Below are 15,356 nucleotides of genomic sequence, written 5' to 3' on the forward strand. Positions count from 1 at the left end.
CCACGGCGGAGCGGGCATGGCTTCGTTCGATGGGACTCCAAGTAGCCTCAATTCGACGGGAGTTCGGATATCTCGCCATGCGGCGGGTCGACCGGGAGTGGGGCGGACCGGTACCGGACCGATCCAAGGATGCACGGGGGCGGAATTCGGGGGAAAGTGGAGTGGCGGGGGTACCGGGGCCTCGTTCCGCGCCCTCCCGAGCGGGGACACATCGAGGTTCAGAACGGTGAAGGAGGCACGCGCCCGCTCTGCCGGGGCGTGTTTGGACCGCTTCTCTCCAGCCCTTAGAGGCACTCATGGAAAACAGTACGAAGGTTTCTCTCGCCGCCGCTGTAGCGGCTGGCTACGTCCTTGGCCGAACCAAGAAAGGGAAGCTGGCCATCGGTCTCGCATCCCTGGTGGCGGGCCAGCAGCTCCCACTGAATCCACGGGAACTCGTCAGCATGGGCGCCCGCAAGCTGGCCGCGAATCCGCAGGTGGCGCCCCTCATCGAGCAAGCACGGGGTGACGTGCTGGACGCTGGGCGCACTGCACTGTCGGCTACAGCCAACCGTCGCCTCGAAGCCGTCGCCGATGCGCTCCAGGAACGCACCAACGCGTTGCTGGAGCCTCCTCCGGACGAGGACGAGGACGAGGACCACGACGAGGAAGAGGACGAGGACGAGCCTGAGGACGAGGAGCCCGAAGAGGAAGAGGAGGAAGAAGAGGAGGAAGAACCTCCTCGCCGTCGTCCGACGAAGCGATCCGCTGGAGCGGCGAAGAAGACTCCCTCGAAGAAGGCACCGGCGAAGAAGGCACAGGCGAAGAAGGCACCGGCGAAGAAGACCGCCGCCAAAAAGACCGCGCCCAAGAGGACAGCGGCAAAGAAGCCCGCCAAGAAGACAGCGGAAAAGAAGCCGTCCACGAAGGGGGCTGCTGCGAAGGAGTCTTCGAACCGCAACAGCCGTAGGAGGTAACTCTCATGGCCAAGCAGGAGGACAATCCCACAGACAAGGGCCAGTCCGGCCTGGACCAGGTCAAGGAGCAGTTGTCGGCCTACCTAGGGGCGCAGGGACAGCGGCTTGTCGATTCGGCCACCGGAAAACTCACCGACCTCGCGCAGGGCATTGGAGACACGGACGGAGACGACGGGGGTGGTCTTCTTGACGTCGGAAAGCGAGTACTCGGCGGTGAGAATCCGGTCAAGGCCTTCGTGGGCGAGAAGGCCGGTGCAGTGAAGGACAAGGCCGTGGATTCGGTCAAAGGCGCCTTCGGCGGGGGCAGCGATGGCGGGAAGTCCGGAAGCGTCAAGGTGACCAATATCGTCGAGGTCATCGACATCGGCATGCCCTTGCGCACGGTGTATGACCGGTGGACCGAGATCGAGGAGTTCAGCTCGTTCACCAAGGGCGTCACCGGCGTGTCTCAATCGGACGAGATCGAGAGCGACTGGAAACTCAAAGTCGCCTTCTCCAACCGCAGTTGGAAGGCCACAGTTCAAGAGCAAGTACCCGACGACCGCATCGTATGGACATCCGAGGGCGCGCAAGGGACGACCCACGGCGCCATCAGCTTCCACGAACTGGCCCCGCGACTGACGCGCATCGTCGCTGTCGTCGAGTACACCCCCTCCGGATTCTTCGAGAAGACCGGCAACATCTGGCGGGCCCAGGGGCGCCGACTGCGGTTGGATCTCAAGCACTTCCAGCGGTACGTGACGCTTACCGACGACGACGAAGTCGAAGGCTGGCGTGGCGAGATCCGCGACGGGGAAGTCGTGCGGAGCCACGAAGAGGGCCTCGAAGACGACGAGGACGAGTCTGGCGGCGAAGAGGAAGAAGACGAAGAGCCAGAAGACGATGAGGACGACGACGGCGAGGAGTACGACGGCGAGGAGTACGAGGACGAAGAGGGGGACGAAGAAGAGGAGCCGGAGGACGAAGAAGAGGAGTGAGAGCCGAATCGCCGACGTCCCGGAATTTCCCCTGACCACCTCGCCACTCTGTTTGAGCCCGAGGCACTTCGACCGACTGCTCACTTCGGGCACTACTCGGGCACTGTCGCACCGTCCGGCCGACCGCCCGTCCCGTACGCATGCTGATCGCCGTGCTGTACGGCGAAGACCGACCCGGACCCGTGGACGATGTCGGTCTGTTCGAAGGTGATGGTCCGACGGTCGTCCGGCAGCGGCGGCGGCCTCCGCCGCCAGCCGCGCCAGCGCCTCGCGGCAGGAGGGGTCGCGACGTATCAGTGCCGCGAGTTCCAAGGCCCAGAAGCCGAAGAGCGAACGCCGGATCTCGTCGGCGTCCGGGGGCGGCCGGGCCCGGGTGCTCGCGGCTCAGGTACCTGCGTGGATTCCCGCGCGCAGGATCACGTCCACCAGCCTGTCCGCCGCGTCCGGACGCCCGTGGGCACGCGCCCGTTCCGCCATCGCCGCCCGTCGTGCCGGGTCGATGAGCAGCGGGCCCACCGCGTCGCGGAGACGCGCTCCGGTGACGTCGCCGATCAGGGCGACAGCGGCGCCGGCCTCTTCGAGGTGGCGGGCGTTGTGCGCCTGTTCGTTCCCGGCCGATGAGGCGAGCGGGATGAACACGCCGGGCTTACCGAGGGCGGTCAGCTCGGCAAGCGTGCCCGCGCCGCTGCGGGAGATCACCACGTCGGCCAGCGCCAGGACGTCGGGGAGTTCGGGACCGACGAACCCGGCAAGGTAGTAGCGGCCCTGCAGGCCCGGAGGGAGCGCCGACACATGGTGGTGCAGCTCCGCGACGTTGGCCGGTCCGCACTGGTGGATCACGTTCGCGCGTTCCAGCAGCCACGTCAGCGAGTCTCGCACCACGCCGTTGATCTGCTGCGCGCCCTGCGCGCCGCCGGTGACGTACACGGTCGGCAGGCGCCGCTCGAAGCCGTGCAGCCCCAGTGCCTCAACTGCCTTGTCCGGGTGGCCGGTCAGCACCTCGGGGCGGACCGGATTGCCGGTCACGACGCCGGCGGCGCGCACCGACTCCGGGAGGAGCGGCAGCGACGATTCCGACGACAGTGCGATCCTGGTCGCCGAGCTCGCGAGCTTCCGGTTGGCCAGGCCCAGGCGCACGGTCTGTTCGTGCAGGACCAGCGGGCGGCGGCACATACGGGCGGCCAGGCCTGCGGGGACGGCCACGTAGCCGCCGGTGGCGAGTACGACGTCCGGCTGGAAGTCGGCGACGATCTTCCGGGCCTGTGCCACACCCAGCGGCACCCGGGCCATGTCCTTGACGTTGGCCGGGGACACCATTTTGAGCGGGTTGCTGGAACGGCGGATCTTGCCCGTGGCGACCGTGGTGAACGGGATGCCCTCGGCCGGTGCGACCCGGGCCTCCAGGCCGTCCGGCGTACCGATCCACAGCACGTCGAGCGACCTGCCCTCTGCCGCCAGCCGAGCCCGTAGCGCGCGGATCGCGGTCACTGCGGGGTAGGTGTGGCCCCCTGTACCTCCCCCCGTGACGATCAGACGGAAGGGGCGAGGAAGAGAAGAAGGACTGTTCACCCGGCGCACCCTACTGGCTGCGCTCCAGCCCATGACAATGCACAAGCTCTGCTGCCGTTCCTGCGGGGCCGATCCGCCTGGTGGGACGGCCCGTCCCACCAGGCCGTAACCGTTCCGGGAACCACGCGAATGGCGGCATGCCGGAGACGGGAGGAGATTGGGAGGAGTGAGATGCGCACCGCCATGCGGGCGAGCCCTCGCTGAAGGGCGTGTGGCGTTCGCTGAAGGACGTGTCGCGTTGCGCAGACCAGCTCTTCTTCCTCTGGAGGATCTCCGATGGCCAGCAACGACAACACCGGCAGCACCACTCTCGGTACGGGCAGTGATGGTGGCGGGACACGAGGCACCACCACCATCGCCGATACGGTCGTCGCGACCATCGCGGGCATCGCGGTCCGGGAGACCGAGGGGATCTACGCGGTCGGCGGCGGCACGACCCGGGCCCTGGGATCGGTACGGGACAAGGTGGCCAGGACGCCCGCCCACGGCAGGGGCGTCAAGGTCGAGGTCGGCGAGACAGAGGCCGCCATCGACGTGGACATCGTCGTGGAGTACGGCGAGTCGATCTCGGACATCGCGAAGGAGATCCGCAGCGGGGTGACGGACGCGGTGGAGACGATGACCGGCCTGAAGGTCGTCGAGATCAACATCAAGGTGCTCGACGTCCATGTGCCGGGAGAGGACGCCGACGAAGACGAGGACGAGGACAGCGGCGGTAAGAGCGACCGGGTGCGTTGAGCGGTCGGGCCGTTGACCGGTCGGGCCGTTGAGCTCGGGCGGGACGAGGGCCCTACCGCTGTTCCGCGTCGCGCGGAGGTTCGGCCGGGGCCGTCCCGTACGCGTGCTGGTCGCCGTGCTGCACGGCGAAGACCGACCCCGAGCCGTGGACGATGTTGGTCTGTTCGAAGGTGAAGGTCCGGCGGTCGTCCGGCAGCGCGGCGGCGACCTCGGCCGCCAGCCGCGCCAGCGCCTCACGGCAGGACGGGTCGCGGCGCAGCAGCGCCGCGAGTTCCAGGGCCCAGAAGCCGAAGAGCGAGCGCCGGATCTCGTCGGCGTCCGGGAGTACGGCCTGCTGTACGAGAGCCGCGTTGCCGTCCAGTTGGGCCTCGATCGCGGCCCGGCGGGCGCGGTCGGCGCGGCCGGTACGGTCGGTCCGCTGGAAGAGGGCGAGTACGGCGCTTCGCGTCCCCTGCCATACGTCCGTGGCCATCGCGGCGACCACCGCTGCGGCTCCCGCTTCCGCGAGTGCCGTCAGTTCCTCGTTCACGACGCCTCCTTCTCGGTCAGGGCTTTCCGGTGATGTGGATGTGCTGGATGCCGTTCTGGGTCGCGTAGACGGTGCCGTGCCCCGACGCCTTGTTGATCATCTCCGAGAGGCCGCCGGGCACTTCGGCCGTGGGCGCGGGTGCCGCGTGGCGGCCCGGCTGCCCGGGTTCTCGCGGCCCGGATTCTCGCGGCTCAGGTAGCTGCGCGGATGCGCGCGCGGATGCGTGCGCGGGTGACCCGTACCCGGACAGGTGGAGCCAGGCCGGTGCGGTGAACTCCTTCTCGGCGACGGCTACTTCGCGGAAGGTCTCCGGGTCGAGACCGGGGTAGCCGTGCGGCACCGTCTCCTCGTAGTAGTGCTGCGAGACCAGGAGCGAGGCGGCCACCGAGTCCGGCGCCTCCGCCAGGGCGGCGCGGGCCGGGGCCGCGTCGAGGAGCCGGGCGAGGACTTCGAGCGGTCGCCCGGTCACTCCGCCGTCCCAGCCGATGCACACGTCACCGGCGTGCAGGGCGGTCCGGACGCGGATCGAGGTCTTCTCCCCCGCAGTTCGGTTGTGGGCACGGAGGCGGGCCGCGAGTTCAGGGATCAGCGGGTGGATCAGCCTGGGCTTCCGCACTCCGGCCGGGGCCGTCACCCGGAAGCCGTCGCCCAGATCGTCCCGCAGGCAAGCCTCCCAGTCGATGCCGCTCACCTCGAACGACTCACGCAGCGCCGTCGCCAGTACGGATCGGATCTGCTGCAACGCGACATTGCCACGCCCGCCCGAGCCGACGATGTCGACGGCCAGCACGGCCCGGTACTCCCACACGTCTTCCCTGGGTCGCATTCCGCTCACTTGTTTCACTCACTCCTCCTGGGGCTCGCGGCCTGCCGCGCAGCCGTCTGTGCGTCGCGGCTCGTCGTAGCAGTACCCCAAGTACCCCTGTGGTGCTGGAAGTCCACTCTGCTCCGAGGAAGCCGTCCACATCTCGTCGCAATACTGGATCCGCACCGTCCGCACGGGAGTTCCGGGAACGGGTGTCGGCGAACACGGCGCCGGGCGTGCGCCCGGGGCGCAGACTGGTTGCCGCGGCGAAGCGAAGCCCGTAGGTGTGAGGAGACAACAGGACCATGGCGGACGGAGATCCGGGCCGGGGTGCAGGGGGTCGTCGGCCGCGTGAGAAGTGGGCCTGGCCGACATCGAGCCTGCTCGGCGGCCTCGCACCGGCCGCGCGCGAGCGGCTGCTCGCCCTGGGTGCTCAGGTGCGGTATCCGGCCGACCGCGTACTCATGCGCGAATCGGAGCGGACCACCTTCGTACTGATCCTGCTCGACGGCGTGGTCAAGGCGACCGGCCGTACCCACGACGGCCGGGACGCCCTGCTCGCCGTACGGATGGGCGGGGATCTGGTCGGTGAGTTCGCCGGGGTCGACGGACGGCCCCGGTCGGCGACCGTCACCACCTGCGGGCCGGTCGCCGCGCGGAGCGTCACGCGCGGCGACTTCCTCGACTGCATGCAGCGGGACCCCCGGATCGCCCACGCGGTCAACGCGTCCATCGTGACGAAGCTGCGCGTCGCCAACAGCCGGCGCATCGACTTCACCGGGTGCGACGCCGCGACCCGGCTGGCGCGGGTGCTGCACCAGATCGCGTTGACGTACGGGGAACGGGCCGGCGAGGGAGCGGTGATCCGCTGGCCCATCACCCAGCCGGAACTCGCCACGCTGTCCGGCGCGGCCGAACCCACCGTCCACAAGGCGCTGCGCAGACTGCGCGAGACGGGGGTGGTCTCCACGGGCTACCGCACCATCAGGGTGGAGGACCTGGCTCTGTTGAGCAGCATCGCCTTCGATGCGGGAGATGCGGACGACGCGGATGACGCGGGCGCGGGGCTGTAGGAAGTCATTTCATTCGGCCATACCGGTAGGCCGGGGCCTGGGCGTCGAAGATCACCCCCTTCGGCTCGCTCCCGTCAGCCGGCAGCACCCCCGGCCTGCCCTCATGCAGAGGGCTCAGCTGTACACGAGAAGGTGGTCACACGTATTCGTGCCGTCGTGGAGCGAAGAGTCGCTGTTGAGGACGTAGAAAGCCCCGGCGAATCCCGCAGCCGTCATCTTCGGCACCACGATCAGTGTCTGGTTCGCCATGTTCAGCCCGTTCGGCTTCACCACGTGCTGTTGCAACTGCGCGAAGAGATTCATCCCGAGACTGGGCAGCCTGAGGGCTCGGTACGTACGGTCCCCCGACCCGTCCGAGCCCGTGACCGGTACCCGGTACTTCACGGCGTCCCATTGCGCGGGGTTGGTGGCCATGCGTCCCATCATCTCCAGGTCCTGCAGCCGCCGTTGCGTGCTCGCCCGGACCCCGGCCATGTGAATGTGCAACTGGTTGAGGACCCGGGCGCTCTGCGAGTTGATCCCCAGACCGATATTCGGATACTGCACGGGGACGCTCCCTCCGCTCCGGGCGTTGTCCCATGCGTCGTTCCAGTAATTCGGCGCGCCGGAGGTCTCGATGAACGGGCATTCGATACCAGTGATCCGGCAACTGGGGGTCAGGAGAAAGTTGTGCTGGCTCGACGGCCTGCCGTGCAGTACGACGTAGTCCGAGGTCACCTTCAGGCAGGCGGGAGGGTTCTGCCCGGGGGGCAGGGGTTTTCCATGCGTGCAGTACTCGACGTCCCGCCACAGCGAATCGTTGTCGGAAGGTTTACCGCAGAGGGGCTGGAGCTGGGCAGGGGGGCAGGTCGGGGTTCCCCCGGGAGGTGGAGTGGGACACGTGTCGGGGGTGGGGTCTGCGTACGTCGGGGCGGCTGCCGAGGCGGTGCGTCCGGTCGTCGCTTCCACGCCGGTCAGGAGCGTCGCCGCACCGATGACGCCGGAGAGCGCCACGAACCGACGCCGAGGCAGCTCGTTCGAAGTCTTGTCGTCATTCATGCGTGCTCTCCGATGGTGATGTCCACTGCATGGACTTCCCGGCCGCGAGTCAGAAAGGACGGCCCGCCCAGTTCTGGCCTCGCCGATTCGGTCACAGGGTAGGGAGCGACGAGCGGGTTACCTATCGACTGCCCCGGTCGGTGCCACGTGTTCCGCCATTCAGCGGCCATCCCGTTTCTCCTCCTCCGAGTGGTGCTCGACCGAGTAGCCGATCACGACGTCAACCGGCGGAAGCGGGGCGGTGGCGATTCGTCCCGTAGGCGTGTGCCACCGCGCTCGCGGCCACGCAGGCGCCCACGCCCAGCCACAGCAGCTGAGGGTTCTCCATTCCGAAACCGATCGCCGCCGGGCCGACGGCGTACGCAAGAGTCCACGTGAGCTGGAACACCGCCATGTACGGCCCTTCGTCGCCCGTCGGCGCGAGCGACACGGCTGCCGCCGCGGCCGTCGGTTTGGAGGCCAGCTCGGCGGTGGCCAGGACGGCCGCGACCAGGGTTGCGACAACGCCCTGCGCCGCATGGGGAGTTGACGGGATGGCAAGAGTCATCACTATGGCCGCACCGACTGCACCGATGGCATAGAGCAGAACGCGAGATCTGGACCACGACGCCACCCGTGCAGCGAGGGGGACTTGCAGAAGGGCGATCACGCCGTATCGCACGGCAATCACGACCGTCGGCCAGAACGGGCTCTGATCGAGCACCTCCACCAGATATATCGGGAAAGCCACCGCAGGGATCAGCCAGGCGGCGGAGAGCAGGGTCTGCGAGGTGACGAGTGACATGAATTCCCGGTCACGCATCACCTGAACAACCGTCGAACGCCTCCTGGATTCCGAGGAGGTGCGCGCGGGAGGAATCCGCACGAGGAAGACAAGCCCCCCGGCTACCAGACTGCTGACCACATTCAGAACGAGAGCGACCGCCAGCCCTTGCGTACCGACGAAGGCAAGGAGTCCCGTCGAGACCACCGAACCCAGACCCAGGCATGTGGTCCTGAGGAAATTGACGAAGGAGAACCACTGCGTCATTTCCCCGGGCCTGGCGATTCGGGCAATGGTGGTGGGCCATGCAGCTCCGTACAGTCGATCCGCCACCATCACGAGGACAGCAGCCGTAGAAATAGGGGCGAACCCGTCCCCCAGAAAGAAGACCCCGTACCCGGCAGCCGACAGTGCGTTGCTCGCGATCATGCAGGCTTTGGGGCCGAGCCACTGGACCATGCGGCCACACGCAGGGATGAAGAGGAAGGAGGCGAGAGAGCCGAACGTCACAGCCGATCCCGCGACGGCTGCGGGGACTTCCTTGTACGCGACGAAGAAGAGCAAGGAGAGCGGAAGAAACAGACCGGCGCCCGCCATGTCTATGAACACGGCTGCAAAGAGAGGTCTTTGGGTGCTATCGGTCAGCGATACACCGAATCGCGCTGGTCGCTTCAGTTCAACGGTCAGCGATCTACTGCTGATGACCCCTCCATCGATTCACCGGCAGCCTGCGTCTCCCGTTTCTGCGAGTTGACGAACCGCAAAGGGAGGGCCGAACGCGAAGTGACCACCACCAAGGCCTTTATAGGTATAGACCAGTGGATCGATCAAGACTCTTGACCTGTTCTTGAATCTTCCTTGGGTTCTTGAGGCGAGCGGAAGTTACTGGACCACGCCCCGCGCCGACATCGCATTCGATGCCGCTTTCTTGCGGTATATGGGAGCTTAGTGGGGAGCAATTCAGTGAATCCGTGACGGACCATTAGGAATATCGGTACGCGGCCGGACTTGACCTTTGGCGGCGAGTTCGGGGAGCTGCTCCTGCAACCGAGGTGCAACACAGCGACGTCCACCAGTCGTTGGGGCTGGTGCGCGGCTGACCGTCCACAGGGTTCGGCCGGTGAAGTGGGCAAGCAGAAACAGTCGTGTGACGGGATTGCTTACCGGGGTCGTCGCTAGCGTGAAACGCGGAGGCCGCCCGTCTGACCCGTCGGGCTCGGGAACTTCGATAGGGGCGACCGCCGTCCGACGGCCGCCAGGGGGCGGTCGCGTCTTCCGTGACCGGGAAAGCGGTGGTGGAGCGATGGAAGAAGCACACCAGGCGGACCAGCAGGAGCAGCAGGAGCAGCAGGAGCAGCAGGAGCAGCAGGAGCAGCAGGAGCAAGCGAATCAGCCGGATCAGCCGGAGGGAACGGCCGTGGGCCCCGGGCAGGACGTGCCGGAGGGCGGCGGGCGGGCCGAGTACCGGATCGGCATCGAGGGGAACGCCGCCGGGCCGGTGGTCGCGGGCAACCACAACGTCGTGGTCGACGCACAGCACGGGTCGACCGTCACCCTGCTGATGGAGCGGGAACGCCCCCGGCCCGTACGCCGCAGCGGTGTCGAGCTGCTGCCGCGCCGCCAGCGCGAACCGGTGGGCCGGGAGGCCGAGATCACGGCGCTGACTGCGGCTGTCCAGGCCGGGGGGCCGGTGCAGTTGTGGGGGCCGCCCGGGGTCGGCACCAGCGCGCTGCTGAGGCATGCGGCACGGCGCCTGGAGCCGGGCCCGGACGGGGTGTTGCTCCTGACGGCGGCCCATCGCGAGGTCGAGGACCTGGCCCAGGAGGTCTTCGAGGCCTGTTACGAGGCCGCCGGGTACGCGCCGTCGGAGACCGAGCTGCGGCGGCTGATGACCGGCGTGCGGGTGACGGTGTACGTCGACAACGCCGACCTGACCCCCGAACAGCTGCAGAAGCTCATGGACGCGGCCCCGGACGCGACCTTCGTCTTCGCGGGCCACGAGCGGTCGCTGCTGGGCGAGGGCACCGTACTGGAGCTGAAGGGCCTGGACCGCACCGCCGGGCTGAAGTTGTTCGCCCGGGAACTGGACCGCACGCTGCGGCCGAGCGAGGTGCCCGATGCCGCCGCCCTGTGGAAGGCCGCGGCCGGGCGGCCATTGCTGCTGCTGCGCGCGGCCGGGCTGGCCCGGTTCGCTCCGTCCGGGGACGGGACGCTGCCCCGGCCCGGTGCGATCGCGGATCTGATCCCGCTGCTGCTCGACCAGCTGGACAAGGCGGCGATGAGTGTCCTGCACCTCCTCGCGACCCTGGGGGACGCCGAGTTGGCGCCCGAGCACATCGGCGTGCTGACCTCCGTACCGGACCCGGCGGCGCTGTGCGAGCGGCTGGCCGCCCTCGGTCTCGTCCTGCCCTCGGAGCACGGGTACCGCTGTGTGCCGGATGCCGTTCCGGCGGTGCGTCTGCGGAACCCCGAGCCGTTCCCCGCCGACCGGCTGTGCACCCACTTCGCCGGCTGGGCGGCGCGCTCGGCGACCGACCCGACCCAAGTGGCTCTGCACAGCAGGGCGTTGGAGATGGCGATCGAACTGGCCGAACTGGCCGGGCGGCCGGACCTCGCCGTGAAGATGGCGCGCGCCGCTTCGCCCTCGCTGGCCCGCTCGCTGCGGTTCGGCGACTGGGGTCGGCTGCTCGGCCGTGGCTGGGTCGCCGCCGAGCGTGCGGGCGACGCGAGCGCCATGGCGTACTTCACCCACGAGGAGGGCATCCGCACCCTGCTGACCGGCCGGCGCGTCATCTCGGCAGTGCTGCTGGCCGAAGCGGTCCTGTTGTGGCGGGAGTTGGGTGACCTGCACGGCGCCAGTGCCGCGCTGCACGCGCAGCAGTACGCACCGGCCGTGCCGCACGCGGCCACGTCGGCCGCCGCCCACGGAGGGACCACCGGTGCGGCCCACGGGGCCGCCGCGCACAGCGGATCCGCCGGAGCCGGCAGCGCGGCCCACACGGCAGGAACCAGCACCGCGGCCCACACCGCGGGAACCAGCACGGCAGGTACCAGCACCGCCGGGACCAGCACCACGGCCCACTCCGCAGGGACCACCGGCGCCGCCCACGGCACCGCGGCGCACAGCGCGACCACCGCTACTGCGCACACCACCGCCGCGCACAGCGCGACCACCCACACCGCGGCGTCGCACATGGCGTCGCTCGGGCACAGCGCCGCCGGACACGGAGCCGTCCCGCACCTCGTGCACGGCGCGGGGCACGCTGCCGGTCACGGAGCAGCGCACGCCGCAGGGCACGCCGCAGGGCACGGAGCAGCGCACGCCGCCGGACACGGAGCCGCGCACGCCGCCGGACACGGAGCCGCGCACGCCGCCACCGGAAGCGTCGCCGGTTCCACCGCCACCGGGACCGCCGCCACCGGCACCGCCGCCGGTGTCCACGCCGGTGCCGGAGTGGCCGCAGCCGTCACCGCCAAGGGCACGTCCCTCGCCGTCGTGGTGCTCGTCTCGATCGCCAGCGTCACCGCCGTCGCCATCGGGGTGGTCCCGGTCGTCCGGGACCACCTGGCGTCCTCCCCGTCGGGCACCGGGTCGTCGTCCTCCCAGGGAGCGACGTCAGCGGGCACCGGCAGTGGCAGCGGCTCCACCGCCACTCCGGTGGGCAACGACCTCGCCGGGCTGTGGCAGGACGGCCACGGCGTGTCCCACGGGATCGTCGCGTCGGGCCCCGGCACGTACACCGCGGCGAACCCGGGCTGCAATCCGCCCACCGTCGAACTCACCGGCAGCAACGGGACGTACACCGGTCAGGAGCCGCTGTACGCCGACCCCACGGCCTCCTGCGCATCGCCGCTCGGATACGCCGCGATCACGATCACCGTCGCCGATGACGGGTCCACCGCCGAGGTGCAGACGACAGAACCGTCGGACGGCGACACGACCTGCTACACCTGCGGAACGGAGACCTGGACCCGCCAGCAGGCGTCGTAGCCTGCACGCCCCTCGCACCCTCAACCCCCGTCGAACGGAGTTCCCCCATGGCATCCAGCTCAGGCGACCAGTACACGGTCCGGATCGGCGGCGCCGCGTCCGGCCCCGTCGTCGCCGGTCACCACAACCGCGTCGAGACCCACCCGGACCCGGCCGCCGCCCCCACCGCCGCCGGCGCAGCCCCCGGCGTCGCGGCCCCCGACGCCGTACCGGCCCCGGACGCCCAGCCGGCCGGCCCGACGCAGACCAACACCGCCCACGGCCACAGCAGCCTCTTCACCGTCATGAACGGCGAACTGCACGTCCACCACGAGAACAGCCCCCCGCCGCCCCCGGAACAGTGACCGGGGCGGCAGGGGGCCGGGGCGGGCGGCAGTGGCCGGGCTGCAAATGCCCGGTCGGCCGCGTCCCTACAGGTTGCCGCGTCGCTCCTGCTCCCGCTCGATCGCCTCGAAGAGGGCCTTGAAGTTCCCCTTGCCGAAGCCCATCGAGCCGTGCCGCTCGATCATCTCGAAGAAGACCGTCGGCCGGTCCTGCACCGGCTTGGTGAAGATCTGCAGCAGATAGCCGTCCTCGTCCCGGTCGACGAGGATCTTCTCCTGGCGCAGGATCTCGACGGGGACGCGGGTCTCGCCCGCCCACTCGCCCAGCGTGTCGTAGTACGAGTCGGGGGTGTCCAGGAACTGGACGCCCGCCGCCCGCATCGCCTGCACGGAGGCGACGATGTCGTTCGTGGCGAGCGCGATGTGCTGGACGCCCGCGCTGCCGTAGAACTCCAGGTACTCGTCGATCTGCGACTTCTTCTTCGCGATCGCGGGCTCGTTGATCGGGAACTTCACCTTCAGCGTGCCGTCGGCGACGACCTTCGACATCAGGGCGGAGTACTCGGTGGCGATGTCGTCGCCCACGAACTCCTTCATGTTGGTGAAGCCCATGACCTTGTTGTAGAAGGCGACCCACTCGTTCATCCTGCCGAGCTCGACGTTGCCCACGCAGTGGTCGATGGCCTGGAAGGTCCGGCGGGCCGGCGGATCGACGATCGGGTCGGCGGCGTCGAAGCCCGGCAGGTACGGGCCGTCGTAGCCGGTGCGCTCGACGAGCGTGTGGCGGGTGGTGCCGTACGTGGCGATGGCGGCCAGCACCACGGTGCCGTGCTCGTCCTTCAGCTCGTGCGGCTCCTCCAGACCGGTGGCGCCGTGCGCGGTGGCGTAGGCGTACGCGGCGCGGGCGTCCGGCACCTCGATGGCCAGGTCGACGACACCGTCGCCGTGCTCCGCGACATGACCGGCCAGGAAGCGGCCGTGCTCGGTCGCGGCCTTGATGACGGAGGTGAACACGAAGCGGGCCGAGCCGTTCGTCAGGACGTAACTGGCGGTCTCGCGGCTGCCGTTCTCCGGTCCGGAGTAGGCGACGAGCTTCATGCCGAAGGCGGTCGCGTAGTAGTGGGCCGCCTGCTTGGCGTTGCCCACGGCGAAGACGACCGCGTCCATTCCCTTCACCGGGAAGGGGTCGGCCTCACGCGCGGTGTCAGGGGTGTGCTGGCTGGTCTCAGTCATGGTGGAAGCGTCCCGCCGTATCGCAAGGTGCGCAACAGTTCGCGTTTTCACTGGGCAATCTGTGCAGTGCCTGACCAGGATGGGCAGCACATCTGTACAGGGTGACCATCAGGACGGGCGTCGGAGTGACCATGAACGGGAGGCGCCCCCGAGCCAGGAGTGAAGCCATGGCGATCGACGAACTCGACGGGCAGCTGATCGTGCTGCTGGCCCGCGAACCCCGGATCGGCGTGCTGGAGGCGTCCCGGCGGCTCGGCGTGGCGCGCGGCACCGTACAGGCCAGGCTCGACCGGCTCCAGTCGCATGGCGTAATCCGCGGATTCGGTCCGGACGTCGATCCGGCCGCCCTCGGCTATCCGGTGACGGCGTTCGCGACGCTGGAGATCAAACAGGGCCAAGGGGCCGATGTGCGGACGCACTTGAGCGGGGTGCCGGAGGTGCTCGAACTGCACACCACGACCGGGCAGGGCGACATGCTGTGCCGTCTGGTGGCCAGGTCGAACGCCGATCTTCAACGGGTGATCGATCTCGTCGTGGGTTTCGATGGCATCGTGCGCGCCTCCACGGCGATCGTCATGGAGAACCCTGTGCCTCTGCGGATCATCCCGCTGGTGGAGCAGGCCGGCCGGGGAAGGAGCCCTGAGGGATGAATTTCTGGGAGTACCTCGGCAACCGGTACCAGCAGTTGCTCGTCGACGCGGGTCAGCACGCGAGCGCGGTGTTCCAGGCGATGGTCATCGCGACCGTAATGGGGGTGCTGATCGGGGTGGTGTCGTACCGCTCGGGGTGGGCGGCCAACGTCGCCATCGCGACGACCTCCTCGATCCTGACGGTTCCCTCGCTGGCCATGATCGGTCTGCTGATCCCCATCGTCGGGCTGGGGGTCGCACCGACGATGGTCGCGCTGGTGCTGTACGGGCTGCTGCCCATCGTCCGCAACACCATCGTCGGGCTGCGCGGGGTGGACGGTGACCTGGTGGACGCGGCCACCGGCATCGGGATGTCCCGGATCGCCCGGCTGGCCAGGGTGGAACTGCCGCTGGCCTGGCCGCCGATCCTCACCGGGATCCGGGTGTCCACGCAGATGCTGATGGGCATCGCGGCCATCGCCGCGTTCGCCTCCGGCCCCGGCCTCGGTAACCAGATCTTCCGCGGGATCTCCAGCCTCGGCAGCGCGAACGCGCTCAACGAGGTGCTGTCGGGGACCCTCGGGATCGTCATCCTGGCCCTGCTGTTCGACGCCGCGTACGTGCTGATCGGGCGCCTGACCATTTCGAGGGGGATCCGTGCCTGATTCGAGGGTATCCATGTCCGATTCGAGGGTATCCGTGTCCGATGCGAGGGGTGTCCGTGTCTGACTC

General features: G+C 69.0%; 14 protein-coding genes. 8 read left to right on the forward strand and 6 right to left on the reverse strand.

The window, feature by feature from the left end:
* Nucleotides 1-296: 296 nt before the first annotated feature.
* On the forward strand, nt 297-956 hold the full coding sequence (locus NBY69_RS06140; RefSeq protein ID WP_250298723.1) for a histone protein: 660 nt from the start codon (nt 297-299) through the stop codon (nt 954-956).
* A gap of 5 nt (nt 957-961) precedes the next feature.
* The gene (locus NBY69_RS06145; RefSeq protein ID WP_250298724.1) at nt 962-1,933 is read left to right on the forward strand and encodes an SRPBCC family protein; all 972 of its coding nucleotides are present in this window, start codon (nt 962-964) and stop codon (nt 1,931-1,933) included.
* A 384-nt stretch (nt 1,934-2,317) separates the two neighbouring features.
* Here NBY69_RS06145 and NBY69_RS06150 read toward each other — a convergent pair whose 3' ends face one another.
* A complete protein-coding gene (locus tag NBY69_RS06150) occupies nt 2,318-3,535 on the reverse strand; it encodes a glycosyltransferase (protein WP_374211214.1) in 1,218 nt (405 codons plus the stop codon).
* Nucleotides 3,536-3,778: 243 nt separating this feature from the next.
* Between NBY69_RS06150 and NBY69_RS06155 the strand changes: the two genes are divergently transcribed.
* Entirely contained in the window at nt 3,779-4,240 is a 462-nt protein-coding gene (locus NBY69_RS06155; protein WP_250298726.1) for an Asp23/Gls24 family envelope stress response protein, read from the forward strand.
* A 52-nt stretch (nt 4,241-4,292) separates the two neighbouring features.
* Here the strand turns inward: NBY69_RS06155 and NBY69_RS06160 are convergent, their stop codons facing one another.
* Nucleotides 4,293-4,769 carry a hypothetical protein gene (locus tag NBY69_RS06160; RefSeq protein WP_250298727.1) on the reverse strand — a complete coding sequence of 159 codons (477 nt, stop codon included), beginning with the start codon at nt 4,767-4,769 and terminating at the stop codon, nt 4,293-4,295.
* A gap of 16 nt (nt 4,770-4,785) precedes the next feature.
* Nucleotides 4,786-5,595, reverse strand: a complete 810-nt coding sequence (locus NBY69_RS06165) for a hypothetical protein (RefSeq protein WP_250298728.1) — start codon at nt 5,593-5,595, stop codon at nt 4,786-4,788.
* Between the two features lie 284 nt (nt 5,596-5,879).
* Here NBY69_RS06165 and NBY69_RS06170 point away from each other — a divergent pair, with 284 nt between their 5' ends.
* Complete coding sequence (locus tag NBY69_RS06170; protein ID WP_250298729.1) at nt 5,880-6,647, forward strand: Crp/Fnr family transcriptional regulator; 768 nt, start codon at nt 5,880-5,882, stop codon at nt 6,645-6,647.
* A gap of 114 nt (nt 6,648-6,761) precedes the next feature.
* On the opposite strand, the gene NBY69_RS06175 is transcribed toward NBY69_RS06170, so the two are convergent.
* Nucleotides 6,762-7,685: a CDP-diacylglycerol diphosphatase gene (locus tag NBY69_RS06175; RefSeq protein ID WP_250298730.1), complete on the reverse strand. Its 924-nt coding sequence runs from the start codon at nt 7,683-7,685 to the stop codon at nt 6,762-6,764.
* A gap of 220 nt (nt 7,686-7,905) precedes the next feature.
* Nucleotides 7,906-9,057, reverse strand: a complete 1,152-nt coding sequence (locus NBY69_RS06180; protein ID WP_250298731.1) for an MFS transporter — start codon at nt 9,055-9,057, stop codon at nt 7,906-7,908.
* A gap of 694 nt (nt 9,058-9,751) precedes the next feature.
* Here NBY69_RS06180 and NBY69_RS06185 point away from each other — a divergent pair.
* Both NBY69_RS06185 and NBY69_RS06190 read left to right on the forward strand, forming a co-directional pair.
* A complete protein-coding gene (locus NBY69_RS06185) occupies nt 9,752-12,439 on the forward strand; it encodes an ATP-binding protein (protein ID WP_250298732.1) in 2,688 nt (895 codons plus the stop codon).
* A gap of 47 nt (nt 12,440-12,486) precedes the next feature.
* A complete protein-coding gene (locus NBY69_RS06190) occupies nt 12,487-12,783 on the forward strand; it encodes a hypothetical protein (RefSeq protein WP_250298733.1) in 297 nt (98 codons plus the stop codon).
* A 66-nt stretch (nt 12,784-12,849) separates the two neighbouring features.
* Here NBY69_RS06190 and hppD read toward each other — a convergent pair whose 3' ends face one another.
* Nucleotides 12,850-13,995 (reverse strand): 4-hydroxyphenylpyruvate dioxygenase, encoded by a 1,146-nt coding sequence (gene hppD / locus NBY69_RS06195; protein WP_250298734.1) that lies wholly within the window; start codon nt 13,993-13,995, stop codon nt 12,850-12,852.
* Nucleotides 13,996-14,162: 167 nt separating this feature from the next.
* Between hppD and NBY69_RS06200 the strand changes: the two genes are divergently transcribed.
* Nucleotides 14,163-14,645 (forward strand): Lrp/AsnC family transcriptional regulator, encoded by a 483-nt coding sequence (locus NBY69_RS06200; protein WP_250298735.1) that lies wholly within the window; start codon nt 14,163-14,165, stop codon nt 14,643-14,645.
* On the forward strand, nt 14,642-15,289 hold the full coding sequence (locus tag NBY69_RS06205; RefSeq protein ID WP_250298736.1) for an ABC transporter permease: 648 nt from the start codon (nt 14,642-14,644) through the stop codon (nt 15,287-15,289). The genes NBY69_RS06200 and NBY69_RS06205 overlap by 4 nt, the downstream gene beginning before the upstream one ends.
* Nucleotides 15,290-15,356 lie beyond the last annotated feature (67 nt).

This window comes from Streptomyces sp. A 4/2, from assembly GCF_940670765.1.
Lineage (GTDB): Bacteria > Actinomycetota > Actinomycetes > Streptomycetales > Streptomycetaceae > Streptomyces.

Bases quoted from the DNA above. Each gene is read 5' to 3' on its own strand.
- NBY69_RS06140 (WP_250298723.1), top strand. From the start codon at position 297: ATGGAAAACAGTACGAAGGTTTCTCTCGCCGCCGCTGTAGCGGCTGGC.
- NBY69_RS06145 (WP_250298724.1), top strand. From the start codon at position 962: ATGGCCAAGCAGGAGGACAATCCCACAGACAAGGGCCAGTCCGGCCTG.
- NBY69_RS06150 (WP_374211214.1), bottom strand. From the start codon at position 3,535: ATGGGCTGGAGCGCAGCCAGTAGGGTGCGCCGGGTGAACAGTCCTTCT.
- NBY69_RS06155 (WP_250298726.1), top strand. From the start codon at position 3,779: ATGGCCAGCAACGACAACACCGGCAGCACCACTCTCGGTACGGGCAGT.
- NBY69_RS06165 (WP_250298728.1), bottom strand. From the start codon at position 5,595: ATGCGACCCAGGGAAGACGTGTGGGAGTACCGGGCCGTGCTGGCCGTC.
- NBY69_RS06170 (WP_250298729.1), top strand. From the start codon at position 5,880: ATGGCGGACGGAGATCCGGGCCGGGGTGCAGGGGGTCGTCGGCCGCGT.
- NBY69_RS06175 (WP_250298730.1), bottom strand. From the start codon at position 7,685: ATGAATGACGACAAGACTTCGAACGAGCTGCCTCGGCGTCGGTTCGTG.
- NBY69_RS06185 (WP_250298732.1), top strand. From the start codon at position 9,752: ATGGAAGAAGCACACCAGGCGGACCAGCAGGAGCAGCAGGAGCAGCAG.
- NBY69_RS06190 (WP_250298733.1), top strand. From the start codon at position 12,487: ATGGCATCCAGCTCAGGCGACCAGTACACGGTCCGGATCGGCGGCGCC.
- hppD (WP_250298734.1), bottom strand. From the start codon at position 13,995: ATGACTGAGACCAGCCAGCACACCCCTGACACCGCGCGTGAGGCCGAC.
- NBY69_RS06200 (WP_250298735.1), top strand. From the start codon at position 14,163: ATGGCGATCGACGAACTCGACGGGCAGCTGATCGTGCTGCTGGCCCGC.
- NBY69_RS06205 (WP_250298736.1), top strand. From the start codon at position 14,642: ATGAATTTCTGGGAGTACCTCGGCAACCGGTACCAGCAGTTGCTCGTC.